The sequence below is a fragment of the Microvirga sp. M2 genome (assembly GCF_047497095.1).
In the GTDB taxonomy this organism is placed as follows: domain Bacteria; phylum Pseudomonadota; class Alphaproteobacteria; order Rhizobiales; family Beijerinckiaceae; genus Microvirga.
The window spans coordinates 1,709,384-1,721,333 of sequence record NZ_CP134064.1 but is presented as its reverse complement, the minus strand read 5'-3'; the positions used below and the strand labels follow the sequence as shown (position 1 = coordinate 1,721,333).

Annotated in this window: 12 protein-coding genes; 10 read left to right on the top strand and 2 right to left on the bottom strand. The window is 61.1% G+C overall.

The window, feature by feature from the left end; translation table 11 throughout:
* Positions 1-6: 6 nt before the first annotated feature.
* On the bottom strand, positions 7-1,311 hold the full coding sequence (locus RE429_RS27595; protein ID WP_414474908.1) for an MFS transporter: 1,305 nt from the start codon (positions 1,309-1,311) through the stop codon (positions 7-9).
* Between the two features lie 23 nt (positions 1,312-1,334).
* Positions 1,335-2,102 carry an IclR family transcriptional regulator gene (locus RE429_RS27590; protein ID WP_414474907.1) on the bottom strand — a complete coding sequence of 256 codons (768 nt, stop codon included), beginning with the start codon at positions 2,100-2,102 and terminating at the stop codon, positions 1,335-1,337.
* Positions 2,103-2,736: 634 nt separating this feature from the next.
* Here RE429_RS27590 and RE429_RS27585 point away from each other — a divergent pair.
* The 10 genes from RE429_RS27585 to RE429_RS27540 all read left to right on the top strand — a co-directional run bounded on the left by RE429_RS27585 (position 2,737) and on the right by RE429_RS27540 (position 11,933).
* Complete coding sequence (locus tag RE429_RS27585) at positions 2,737-3,279, top strand: VOC family protein (RefSeq protein WP_414474906.1); 543 nt, start codon at positions 2,737-2,739, stop codon at positions 3,277-3,279.
* Positions 3,280-3,534: 255 nt separating this feature from the next.
* The gene (locus RE429_RS27580) at positions 3,535-4,716 is read left to right on the top strand and encodes a cytochrome P450 (protein ID WP_414474905.1); all 1,182 of its coding nucleotides are present in this window, start codon (positions 3,535-3,537) and stop codon (positions 4,714-4,716) included.
* Positions 4,713-5,450 carry an SDR family NAD(P)-dependent oxidoreductase gene (locus tag RE429_RS27575; RefSeq protein ID WP_414474904.1) on the top strand — a complete coding sequence of 246 codons (738 nt, stop codon included), beginning with the start codon at positions 4,713-4,715 and terminating at the stop codon, positions 5,448-5,450. The genes RE429_RS27580 and RE429_RS27575 overlap by 4 nt, the downstream gene beginning before the upstream one ends.
* A 6-nt stretch (positions 5,451-5,456) precedes the next feature.
* Positions 5,457-6,158 (top strand): ThuA domain-containing protein, encoded by a 702-nt coding sequence (locus tag RE429_RS27570; protein ID WP_414474903.1) that lies wholly within the window; start codon positions 5,457-5,459, stop codon positions 6,156-6,158.
* A complete protein-coding gene (locus tag RE429_RS27565; RefSeq protein ID WP_414474902.1) occupies positions 6,155-6,916 on the top strand; it encodes an SDR family NAD(P)-dependent oxidoreductase in 762 nt (253 codons plus the stop codon). Before RE429_RS27570 ends, RE429_RS27565 begins: the two co-directional genes overlap by 4 nt.
* Positions 6,917-6,974: 58 nt before the next feature.
* On the top strand, positions 6,975-8,180 hold the full coding sequence (locus RE429_RS27560) for a cytochrome P450 (protein ID WP_414474901.1): 1,206 nt from the start codon (positions 6,975-6,977) through the stop codon (positions 8,178-8,180).
* Positions 8,181-8,194: 14 nt separating this feature from the next.
* Positions 8,195-9,661 carry an FAD-dependent oxidoreductase gene (locus RE429_RS27555; RefSeq protein ID WP_414474900.1) on the top strand — a complete coding sequence of 489 codons (1,467 nt, stop codon included), beginning with the start codon at positions 8,195-8,197 and terminating at the stop codon, positions 9,659-9,661.
* Positions 9,658-10,428 carry an SDR family NAD(P)-dependent oxidoreductase gene (locus RE429_RS27550; RefSeq protein WP_414474899.1) on the top strand — a complete coding sequence of 257 codons (771 nt, stop codon included), beginning with the start codon at positions 9,658-9,660 and terminating at the stop codon, positions 10,426-10,428. The genes RE429_RS27555 and RE429_RS27550 overlap by 4 nt, the downstream gene beginning before the upstream one ends.
* Positions 10,429-10,451: 23 nt before the next feature.
* Positions 10,452-11,576, top strand: a complete 1,125-nt coding sequence (locus RE429_RS27545; RefSeq protein ID WP_414474898.1) for a 12-oxophytodienoate reductase — start codon at positions 10,452-10,454, stop codon at positions 11,574-11,576.
* Positions 11,577-11,591: 15 nt separating this feature from the next.
* On the top strand, positions 11,592-11,933 hold the full coding sequence (locus tag RE429_RS27540) for an NIPSNAP family protein (RefSeq protein ID WP_414474897.1): 342 nt from the start codon (positions 11,592-11,594) through the stop codon (positions 11,931-11,933).
* Positions 11,934-11,950 lie beyond the last annotated feature (17 nt).

Below are 11,950 nucleotides of genomic sequence, written 5' to 3'. Positions count from 1 at the left end.
TCGCGATTAGCGCAGTTTCTCGTGTGCGGTTTCACGGAAATTCCAGATCACCAAGCCCGACACGATGCCGGCGATGATCAGGTAATAGGTCGGCGAGATCGGAGAGTTCGTCGCGCTGATCAGCCAGGTCGAGATGAACGGCGCAAATCCGCCGAAGATCGCAGTCGAAAGACTGTATCCGGTCGACATCAGAGTTGTTCTCGAATGGGTCGGGAACAGCTCAGAGAGGGCGGACGGACCCGCGCCCGAGAAGGCCGCAATGAAGAGGTTGAACAAGATCTGGATCGAAACGATTGTCGCAAGAGACGCGTTCGCCAGGATTACGGAGAAGAGCGGGTAGGGCAGGACAATGAATGCTGCGCAGCAAGCCAGCAGAAGAGGCTTACGGCCGATCCTATCCGACAGGTGTCCAAAGAAGGGAGTGGCAATGACGAGAATCGTCAGAGCGATCGCATTTCCCCACAATGCTTGCGTCTGCGTAATTCCAGCATGCTTGGTCAGGAAGGTCGGCATATAGCTCAGCATGATGTAATACGACACTGTCCAGATGATGGTGAAGCCGAACGCTTTTGCCATCATGCCGACGGCAGAGCCGTGTTCGGCAGACGTCTCCTTAGGCTTCTTTTGAGCAGCCTCGTACGCTGGCGTCTCCTCAAGGTTCCTCCGCATATAGAAGCCGATGGGAAGAAGAACGCCACCCAGCAGGAACGGCACACGCCATGCCCATTCGTTCATCTGCTCGGTTGTAAATGCCGCCGTCACGAGGGCGACGACGATGCTGCCCAAAAGGTTCGAAGCGGCAATGGAAGCCTGTCCAATTCCGCCGAACAGACCACGTCGTCCCTCAGGAGCGGATTCCACAATGAACGCGGTTGCGCCGCCCCATTCGCCACCTGCAGCAAGGCCCTGGATGAGGCGCATGCCGACAAGGAGAATGGGAGCCAAGACACCGATCGCTTCGAACGTCGGCAGAAGGCCAATGCCGACCGTTCCCAACGCCATCCCAAAGATCGTGATCAGGAGAGCGACCTTACGACCCTTCATGTCGCCGATGCGGCCGATAATGGCGCCACCCAGCGGGCGCGCAAGGAACCCGACGCCAAAGGCGGCAAACGATGCGAGAAGGGCTGCAACCTCACTCTCGTTAGGGAAAAATTTCGTTGCGATCGTCCCAGCAAGGAACGCGTAAACAACAAAGTCGTAGTATTCCAGGACGTTGCCGATTGAGGCCGCCATCAACTGACGACGGCGTGTCGCAGATGACATTTGCGGAACAGCGTCCGCTGCCCCGATAGTGGCTTGATTTAACACTCTTTCTCTCCCCACGGGAAATGCTAGGTTGTGGATTTGTGATTGATCGCATTCGTCATCTGTTCAGCAGACCGACACAGATGCCGAATGACCATGTCGCGTTTGTCATGGAACCGACTGGTGACGGCGCCGACATCGAGCATTGCCAGGATCTGCCGGTTCTGATCGAAGATGGGTGCGGCTATTCCGGTACCGCCGGAGGCAAATTCCTCTTCGACGATCGCATACCCCTGGTCACGGGTCCGCCTGATGATTTGCCGCAGCTCATCGATGTCCGTGACGGTCTTCGGAGTGCGCTTGACGAGCGGCCATGCGGACAGCATGGAATCGACCTGCTGCACCGGTGAGTAGGCCATCAGGACACGGCCCATGGCCGTGCAGTAGGGCGCTATTTCTACCGATATATCATGGTCGTAGTGAACGATCTGATCTGACACGACCTTGGCGATCGTCTTGATGCCCGTAGCCCCACTGACCCCAAGCAGGACAGTCTCTCCGACGGCTCGGCATAGATCGTCCATGATCGGTTCGGCGATTGCCATCAGCCTTGTCAGACGGTGGCCGCCCCATCCGAAGCCGTACTTGGCGAACGCATTGTTCAAACGATAGCGATCGTCGCTATCCTTGATCGCGTAGCCACGGCTCGCGACAGTGCGCAACAGCATGAGCGTGCTGCTCTTGGGCATACCGAGCGAACTGACACATTCGCTCAATGTGGCTCCGTCAGGCGCCCCCGCGAGATATTCGAGAATGTCGAGGACGCGAGACGCGGACCGGACAGTATCGGACATATATATGAACCTCGGTCATAATTCTGAACAACCTGCTCCGATATGCCGCCCTGGCCAATTCGACTTTAGTCGGTCCCTCGATCGATCGAATTGCACAGCGTGAGGTTCTACGGGGCAACAATGTCGCCTTTGCAGGCGATCTCACGGCGGGCGGTCTCACGCCGTTCAGCCAGGCTCAGAAGGATGGAGGGGAGGGTCGCCAGTTCAGGATCGGTGCAACTCCGCCATGATTTGAAGAGTGCCGACGCAGCGTACGCGCACCGGGTTAGGCGAGGCTATAATGGTCGAAGGCGATGGCCGCGAGACGGATGATCCTGTCTCAATGGGCCCAATCGCGCCGCCGAGATCCTAGAACACAAGACTAGGCCCAATGTCCGTTTTGAGATCGATAGTGTTGAAAACGTCCAGCTCTGCAGCCGATGTCGATGTGTCCATCGATCAGCGTTCAGGGCTATGACATTTGTTTTTTAGATAGGGCCGCTTAATTTATCAGAATTGACCCGAGCTATTCTATGGCGAAGATCGTCCTTGTAGCTGTGGGAGTTAGCCTTACGCCAACAACGTTATTGGCCCTGGGCTATGTCCTTCTGAAAAACAAATCTGGTCTATCCGCGGGATCGTCGGGGAGGAAAACATGAGTCGGGTGTTCGGAAATATTCAACAGGCGGGGTATGTCGTTCGCGATATCGACAGTCGCATGAAATTTCTGTCGGAAAAGGTCGGCATAGGTCCATGGTTCGTGGCGCGGAATGTCCGCCTTCCGGTCTGTATCTACCGTGGCGAACCCATCGAACTGGAAATGCATGCGGCGCTCGCCAATAGCGGAACGCTGCAGATCGAACTCATCCAGCAGATCAGCCCGGCGCCGAGCATCTACACGGAATGGTTCGACCGTTACGAAGATGGCAGTCCGCTCCAGCATGTCTCGTCCTGGGAAGAGGATTTCGATGGCGCGGTTGCGCGCGCACGTGAGCAGGGCTGGATCATGATTCAGGAAGGCCGCTCGGCTTACGGGCCCTTCGCCTATATGGAGCATCCCGAAGATCCGAAGCTGGTTTTCGAGATCACGAGGAAAGGCCCGGAGCGCCGTTCGGTGTTCGAGCAGATTGCCCGGGCGGCGGTCGGCTGGGACGGCTCGAATCCGATCCGGGAAGGTTGGCCTGCGATCCAAGCCTGATCGCCGGGGATCGGCGTGAGCCGCCGCCGAGGCATCTGAAAAACAGATAGCTCCTCTTAAATTATTAAAATTGACCATGCTCCCGTAGTGGCGAAGATTGGACGAATTCCAAGCTACGGGAGGAGCCATGGACGAACATCACCCGCTGCAGCGGGCGCGGAATGCCGTCTTCGATACGTCCGGCGCCGTCTCCCGCGATCGAAGTCTTCACCATATTGACCAGCACGATCTTGCGCGTCGCCGAAGGGCTGTTTCATGAACGAACGCGTCGTTACGGACTATCACGAAATCACCCGCGTCCTGGCGGATCGCTCAATGCGGCAGGCTCTCTATGATGAGGGCGGCGTCGTGATGGATAATGTTCTGCTCACGTTGCACGGGCCGGAGCATCATAAGCGCCGGGTGCTCGAATTCTCGATCCTGCGCAAAGACTACTTCGCCTATTACGAGGCCGACGTTTTTCCGCCAGCATTGGCGCAGGTCCTCAAAACATCCATCATGCAAGGCCGGATGGATCTCGTGGAGTTCGGCTACCGGGTGACGATGAACCTGACGGCCGATTTCGCCGGGATCGACCGGCCCGAGAAATCGGGTGAGGAAACCGAGCGTCTGCTGCGATTGGTCAAGACCTTCTCGGAAGGCGCGACCCTGGTGCATTCGACCCGCGACAAGGAAGAAGTGCGCAAGGAAGTCCGCGCCGGACTGGAAGAGCTGCGGACGAGTTTTCTCATTCCCTCGATCGAGCGGCGCCTGAAGGCATTGGCCGAGGGTGGCGATGCGCTGCCGCGGGATATCCTGACCCTGCTGCTGCGCGACCGGGAGAAGCTGGGGCTCTCGGACGAAGTGATCCTGCGCGAGATGGCCTTCTTCCTTCAGGCAGGTTCGCATTCGACGGCGAACTCCATGGTCCATGCCATGCACGAAATTTTCCAGCGCTGGCCTGATCTCTCTGACCGGCAGAGACTGCGCGAGGATCCGCTTTATCTTCAACGCTGCGTGCATGAAAGCTTCCGCCTGCATCCGGCCAGCCCCGTCGCCTGGCGTCGGCCCGAAGGCTCGTGCCCGGTCTCGGGCGAGGGCAGGGTCGTGCTGGACTTCGCCGCCGCCAACCGCCAGCGTGATCTCTTCGGTGAAACCGCAGACGAGTTCGATCCCGATCGGTCGCGAGCCCACGGGGTTCCGTCCTGGGGGCTAACCTTCGGTTACGGCATGCACATGTGTCTTGGCCGGGATCTCGATGGTGGTGTCCTGCCAGGGCCGGAGACCGATCCGGCAACTCACCAATATGGCATCGTCACACAACTGGTGCGGGCGCTTCTTGCTCGCGACGTGCGCCCCGATCCGGAACGCGAAGCGGTCCAGGATATGAACACATCCCGCAAGAATTTCTCCTCCTATCCGGTTCTGCTGAACCATGAGACAGGGACGAAGCTATGAGATCCGTCATCGTAACCGGCGGCGCCGTCGGCCTGGGGAAGGGCATCGCTCAAAAATTCGATGCCGAGGGTTTCCGAGTCGGCGTGCTGGATCTGGATCCGGTCAAGACCGAGGCTGCAGCGGCAGAACTGTCGAACGGCATCGCCCTGGTGGCCGATGTCACCGATCAGGCGGCGGTCGAGGCAGCTTTCGCCAAGTTCGGCGCCGCACCTGATGTGCTGGTGAATAATGCCGGAATCGTCTCGTTCGGCCCGCTGCTGGAGCAAAGTCCGGCCCAGTTCGGCAAAGTGCTGGATGTTCACGTTCTGGGCACGTTCACCTGCGCCTGGGTAGCGGCAAAGGCGATGGCGGATCGCGGCGGTGCGATCATCAATCTCACATCGATCAATGCCATCACGCCCGGTCCAGGCGCCGGCGCTTATCCTGCCGCCAAGGCGGCAGTAGCCAAGCTCACTGAACATATGGCCATCGAATGGGGACCGCTCGGCATCCGGGTCAATTGTGTGGCGCCCGGCTTCATCGATGGTGGCATGTCGGCTCCGATCTATGCCGATCCCAAGGTGCGTGCCGCCCGGGGAGGGGCAGTGCCGAATGGCGGCCTGGGCACCGTCGAGGATATTGCAGAAGCGGTCTGGTATCTCGCTTCCGAAAAGGCCCGCTATGTGAACGGGCATCAGCTGGTGGTGGACGGCGGCGTATGTCACAGCCTGCTGCGTGCGTTGCCCAGGAGTTGAGCCGGCATGCGGGCAATCATCTTTACCAGCGGGATCTACCACGATTTCGACAGGATGTCGGCAGCGACGGCCGGAATTCTGGCCGTCACGGGCATGGCTGTGGAGATCGTCAGCCAGCCGGACGAGCTGGTTGCTGCGCTGAGCCAGCCCGCTGACCTCCTGGTGATCCAGGCCTTGCGCTGGAGAATGCTCGGAAACGACAAGTATGAGCCCTTCCGCGCCGAATGGGCCTATGAAACCGGGGACGATCTGAAAGCTGCGTTGACCAATCATGTGGCAGGCGGCGGCGGCGTCATCTCGCTTCACACCGGATGCATCTGTTTCGACGATTGGTCGGGCTGGCACGACATTCTTGGCGGAGGATGGGTCTGGGGCGAGAGCTTCCATGCACCTGGACTGGAGCCGGTGCGCGTCACCCCGGTCGGTGATCATCCGGTAATCAGGGGCGTCACGCCGTTCACCGTTTCCGACGAACATTACCGCAATCTGTCGCTGCATCCCGGTTCGGTCATCCTGGCCGAAGGCGTTGCTGCGGCCGGCGCAATCCATCCCGTGGCATGGGCGCGGGCGGATGGAGAGTTTGCCGGCAGGGCTGTGACCCTGACGACCGGCCATGACCTCGCCTCCCTGACAGAGCCCGGTCAGGCACGGCTCATTCAACAGGCGGCACTTTGGGCCGCTCGGCAGAACGGAGAACGCTTGTCATGAAACCGATGAACGAGATGTCGGTATTGATCACCGGGGGCGGATCGGGCATCGGCGAGGGTACCGCTCGATACTTCGCCCGGCATGGGGCGAAGGTGACGATCTGCGGCCGCCGCGAGGAGAAGCTTCGCGCGGTTGCCGAGAGCATCGGGTCGAACTGCCGCTACGAAGTGGCCGACATCACGGATGACAACGACTGTGCCCGGGCCGTCGAAGCCGCAGTCCGGCATGGCGGCGGGCTGGATGCGTTGATCAACAACGCCGGCAACATGCTGCGTGGTCCGATCACCGAGATGAAGCGCAGCGATCTTCTCGATGTGTTCGACAGCAACGTGGTCTCCGGAATGATCCTCACCGCACTGTCGGTTCCGCATCTCGAGGCGCGGCGCGGTGCCGTGATTTTCATCGGTTCGGTCCATACCCGCAGGTCCTATCCGGGAGCCTCGCCCTATGCCGCGACAAAGGGTGCTGTCGAGGTTCTTGCGAAGGTGCTGGCTGCTGAACTCGGCCCGAAGGGCATCCGCGTGAACTGCGTGATCCCCGGCGCCGTCTCGACGGAACTGAACATCCGGGCCGGCATCGTCAGCCCTGAGGAGCAAACCGTCAGGATGCGGGCTCTTGAAGCCTCGCACGCTCTGGGTCGTATCGGCACGGAGGAAGAGCTCGCGGAGGCCATCGCTCATATGAGCTGCGCCGAATGGACGACTGGATCATCCCTGGTGGTGGATGGGGGCCTGGCGCTGGGGATATCGAACTTCTGAAGAAAACGAAAACACAAAAAATCAATGCCCGGGAGGGGCGCAAGGGAGGATAGCATCCATGCAGCATCACGTGAACGAGTTCGCGCAGGTAGAGCCCGTCCTGCGCATTCCTGACCTGAAGCAGGCGCTTTACGACGCTGATCCGATCTTCCTCACCACTGCGGTCGTGGCTCTTCACGGGGAAGAACACAAGGAGAAGCGCCGGGTCGTCCAGAGCCTCTTCACCCGTGAGTTCTTTCGCCAGTACCAGAACCGCGTGTTCCCCAAGGCCCTTGAGGAAACGCTCGCGCCGGTGGTCAAGGCGGGCGGCGGTGACATGACCGAATTCGCCTATCGGGTGCTGGTTAACCTCGTCGCCGATGTGGCCGGTCTCGATCGCGACAGGACCGAAGAGCAGACGGACCGCATCCAGATGATCATCGGCAAGCTCGGCAAGGCCCCCACCATAGGCCAGATGCTGAGCGGAAGCCGCGAGGACGCTCTCAATGAGATCCGCGAGGCGCTCGAGATCTTCAAGGTCGAGTTCTACGCCCATTCCGCGGCCCGCCGGCGCGAGTTGCTCGCCCGCAAGGCCGAGGATCCTTCCGTCGAGCTTCCCCGCGATATGCTGACCTCCATGCTGCGGGCTTACGATGGGCGCGTGGAAGAGGACCAGCTGGTCCGCGACACCGCCTTCTTCATTCTGGCCGGGGCTTTCACCACCGCCAATGCATTGCAGAACACCCTTTGGGAAATCCTGACCTGGTGCCGGAAGCATCCCGAGACCCGGAACGAGCTTCTGAACAGTCCCGAGCTGCTGCAGAAGTTCATCTGGGAATCGTTGCGCCTGCATCCGGCAAGTCCCGTGGCGCGCCGTAAGGCTCTTTGCCCGGTGCATCTGCCCGATCAAACCGAAGTCGCGGAAAGCGACCAGGTCGATATCAACATTGCAATCGCCAACCGCGACCCCTCCGTCTTCGGCCCCGACGCTGCCGAGTTCAATCCCCATCGTGAATTGCCGCGGCGCGTGCAGCTGCATGGAATGAGCTTCGGCGCAGGCATGCACGCTTGCGTCGGCAGAATCCTCGCCGCCGGCATGCCGATCACGGCCGAAGGGACGGGTGAGGAAGAAACCGAGTACGGCACTCTCTACATGGTGATCCACGCTCTGTTGCGGGAGGGAGTCGACTTCCACCCGGCTGAGGTGCCCACCATCGACGAGAGCACCACGCGCAAGCATTTCCACACCTTCCCATTCGTCGTTAACGGGGGCCGGGCGGCATGAGTTCGTCAAGTCGCATGGCCTTCGATCGAAGCGCCGATATTGTCGTCGTCGGTTTCGGCTGTGCCGGGCTTTCGGCAGCCATCACGGCCTGGCGTGCCGGCGCTGAAACGCTGGTGCTGGAGAAGCAGTCGCCTGACGCTCATACTCCCAGCACCCGCATGTCGGGCGGCATGATGATGGCCACGACCGATGTGGAGAAGGCAACCCGCTATCTCGATCACTGCGCTGGCGGCATGGTGCCCCGGGATGTCAGCGAGGCCTGGGCGAAGCGCGCTTTGGGCCTCATCGATTGGCTCCATGAGATCGCTCCGGAGCTGGACCTGCGCCGGGTCGGTGGCGCCGAACATCCCGACTTCGAAGGCTCGGATGCCTTCGGCGTCTTTCAGCCTGGTGGTGCGAAGACGCGCCTGGACCTGAATGGAAAGGCCGGCCCCTTCCTGTGGGAAAAGCTTGCCGCCAATTTCCATGCCAAGACGGATGTGCCGGTGCTGTGGAATTCGCCCGCTGACCGTCTCTTGCGCGATGAAGAGGGGCGCATCGTTGGAGTCGAAACCACGGACGGCCGTCGCATCGAGGCACGCAAGGGCGTCATCCTCACCTGCGGCGGCTATCTGCACAACGCTCGGATGAAGCGCGATTACCTGAGGGCCTGGCCGGTCTATTTCTATGGTAATCCAGGCAATACCGGCGACGGTGTGCGTATGGCCCAGGAGGTGGGTGCTGATCTCTGGCACATGAACCAGATGATCGGCCGCGCCATCGGCAACTTCGAGTTGGAGGACGGCAAGGACCTTTCGGTCATGCTGTTCCTCAATCCGCCGGGCTACGTGATCACCGATCGCTATGGCCGCCGGTTCGCCGACGAGAGCGCGCAGGCAAATCTGCTGCACGGCTTTTACTATCACCTCTTGGCGTACAATCCGGAGACAGGCGAGACCCCGCGCAACCCCTGCTACTGGTTCTTCGACGAGAAGCGCCGGAAGGCCGGAATGCTGACGTTGCCGTCGGTGGGGGTGCATGCCGTGGGCATCTACCGCTGGAGTGAAGACAACAAAGCCGAGATTGCCAGAGGCTGGATCGCTTCGGGCGCCACCATTGCGGACGCCGCGGCGGCAGCCGGCGTGGCGGATCCCAAAGCCGCGGAGGCCTCAGTCGAAGCGTATAACGATGCCTGCCGGACAGGCGCACCGGATCCCTTCGGACGACCGGCAGAGACAATGGTGCCGGTGGACGAAGGCCCGTTCTACTGCGTGCGGCTCTATCCAGGCGGGTCGAATACCACCGGTGGCCCGCGCCGTAACGCTCGTGCTCAAATCCTCGACACTCGCGGCCAGCCGATTCCGGGCCTCTACGCAGCGGGAGAGCTGGGGCAGGGCACGGGCATGCTCTATCCCTCGGATGGCTCGAATCTGTCGGAGGGCTTCTGCTTCGGGCAGATCGCTGCGGAATCCGCGCTGGCCGATGCTGGAGCGCGTGCATGAGCGGCGGACTTGGCAAAACATCGGTTGACCTGACGGGAAGAGTGGCGCTGGTGACCGGTGCCGCCTCGGGCATGGGCAGGCGCGAAGCCGAGTTGCTGGCCCAGTCTGGCGCACATGTGATCCTGGCCGACATTCTGGATGAGGAAGGGCAAGGCGTGGCCGCGGCCCTGAAGGCCGACGGCCTCTCGGCCCGCTACCGTCACCTCGATGTGTCGAGCGCGGAGGAATGGGCTGATCTGGGCGCAGATCTCTCGGCGACTGAGGGTAAAATCGACATTTTGGTCTGCAACGCCGGTGCCAATGGCTCGGCCGCGCCGGACGTGCTGTCCTCCGATCTGATGGAGCGCCTGATCGCGATCAACCTTCGCGGCACTTTCCTGGGAGTGCAAACCATCGTGCCGCTGATGGGACCGGGCGGCTCCATCGTCACCATCGGCTCGATCTGCGCCCGGGTCGGCACCCCGGGTGTGCATCTGGCCTATCACGCCACGAAAGGGGCGGTGCTCGCCTTCACGCGCGGCGCAGCCGCCGAACTGGGGCCGAAAGGCATTCGGGTGAACTGCGTGCATCCCGGTGTCATGCCGCCGATGCGTGATCGCCGGGGCGCCAGCCATGCCACGCGCGACAAGCTGATCGAGCGTATCCCGCTTCGCCGCACAGGCGAGTGGGACGATGTGGCGAAAGTCGTCGTCTTTCTCGCCTCGGATGCGGCGGCCTATGTCAGCGGCGCTGACATTCCCGTCGATGGGGGCTTTCTGGCAACGTGAGACGGAACCGCTCTGATATGCACATGAACCATGCCCTGTTTGGAAGCGTTGCTGCCTTGGCTCAGCCCTTGACGTTGGCTGGTCTGGCGCTGCGCAACCGGATCGCCATGGCGCCGATGACCCGCGAGCGGGCGCCGGAGGGCGTGCCGACGAACGAGATGGCCGACTATTATGCCCGCCGCGCCGAGGGTGGCGTGGCGTTGATCGTAACGGAAGGTGCGGCGCCCAATGAAGAGGGCCGGTTCGGCCGTAACGTGCCACGTCTCTACGGCGCCGATGCGCTCGCCGGCTGGGGGCGGGTGGTGCGCCGGGTTCATGAAGGCGGCGCGAAGATCTTCGCACAGATCTGGCATGTGGGTGCCTTCACGCCCTCGATGGTCGGCATGGAGGACACCCTTGCCTTTGAGCGGCTGAGCCCTTCCGGGCTGGCAGCCCCCGGGCGAGCCTATGGCCGCGGAATGACCGCATCGGAGATTGCGCGCACCATCGACGATTATGCGCGGGCAGCACGGGCCGCCCGTGATGTCGGCTTCGACGGAATCGAAATCCATGCCGCGCACGGCTATCTGCCCGACCAGTTCTTCTGGGCCGAGACCAACCATCGTCAGGACGGTTACGGCGGCGACCTCCCTCAGCGCAGCCGCTTCGCGGTCGAGATCGCGACTGCATGCAAGGCGATGGCAGGAGATGATTTCCCTGTGATGTTTCGGCTTTCACAGTGGAAGCAGCACGACTATTCTGCGCGGGTTGCCGATAGCCCTGAGCAGTTGGCGGACTGGCTGACACCGCTGGTTCGAGCCGGTGTCGATGGCTTCCATGTCTCGACCCGCCGCTTCTGGGAGCCGGCTTTTCCAGGATATGAACTATCGCCAGCCGCTTGGGTGCGGCGATTGACCGGAAAGCCCGTAATTGCAGTCGGTTCGGTCATGCTGAATACCGACTTCAAGGCCCATGACGGCAAGCTGCACGGCACGCTGATCCCTGAAAGTCTTCAGCGTGTCAGCGACGGAATAGAGCAGGGCGAGTTCGACATGATCGCGCTCGGCCGAGCATTGTTGGCCAATCCCAACCTCGCGCATTGTGTGCTGTCCGGAGATGTGGCGGGTTTGAGGGATTATGATCGAAGTTTTTTGGACAGCCTGATTTGAGGGACGTGCACGACAATGATCGTCGAGGAACGCATTTACACATTCCATCCGGGCAAGGTCCCCTTGTTCATGGCAGCTTATGATTCACGCGGCCGCGAGCTTCAGTGCAGAATTCTTGGGCGGTTGCTCGGGTATTTCACGTCGGAGTTCGGCGAGCAGAACCAGACTGTTCACCTATGGGCCTATGACAGCCTGGCCGATCGAACCGAGCGCCGTGCCCGCCTGGTGGCGGAGCCGGAATGGCGAAACTTCCTGGCGGAGGTTCTTCCGATGATTATTCGTCAGGAAAGCCGCATCCTCACACCAACCCATTTCTCGCCAATTGGACTTAGAGCCTACGACGGAGAATCCGTCTAAGAGATCATCCGGACGGG

Excerpts from the sequence above, each read along its gene's own strand:
- RE429_RS27580 (WP_414474905.1), top strand. The coding sequence starts at position 3,535 with ATGAACGAACGCGTCGTTACGGACTATCACGAAATCACCCGCGTCCTG.
- RE429_RS27545 (WP_414474898.1), top strand. The coding sequence starts at position 10,452 with ATGAACCATGCCCTGTTTGGAAGCGTTGCTGCCTTGGCTCAGCCCTTG.
- RE429_RS27565 (WP_414474902.1), top strand. The coding sequence starts at position 6,155 with ATGAAACCGATGAACGAGATGTCGGTATTGATCACCGGGGGCGGATCG.
- RE429_RS27550 (WP_414474899.1), top strand. The coding sequence starts at position 9,658 with ATGAGCGGCGGACTTGGCAAAACATCGGTTGACCTGACGGGAAGAGTG.
- RE429_RS27555 (WP_414474900.1), top strand. The coding sequence starts at position 8,195 with ATGGCCTTCGATCGAAGCGCCGATATTGTCGTCGTCGGTTTCGGCTGT.
- RE429_RS27570 (WP_414474903.1), top strand. The coding sequence starts at position 5,457 with ATGCGGGCAATCATCTTTACCAGCGGGATCTACCACGATTTCGACAGG.
- RE429_RS27590 (WP_414474907.1), bottom strand. The coding sequence starts at position 2,102 with ATGTCCGATACTGTCCGGTCCGCGTCTCGCGTCCTCGACATTCTCGAA.
- RE429_RS27585 (WP_414474906.1), top strand. The coding sequence starts at position 2,737 with ATGAGTCGGGTGTTCGGAAATATTCAACAGGCGGGGTATGTCGTTCGC.
- RE429_RS27560 (WP_414474901.1), top strand. The coding sequence starts at position 6,975 with ATGCAGCATCACGTGAACGAGTTCGCGCAGGTAGAGCCCGTCCTGCGC.
- RE429_RS27575 (WP_414474904.1), top strand. The coding sequence starts at position 4,713 with ATGAGATCCGTCATCGTAACCGGCGGCGCCGTCGGCCTGGGGAAGGGC.
- RE429_RS27540 (WP_414474897.1), top strand. The coding sequence starts at position 11,592 with ATGATCGTCGAGGAACGCATTTACACATTCCATCCGGGCAAGGTCCCC.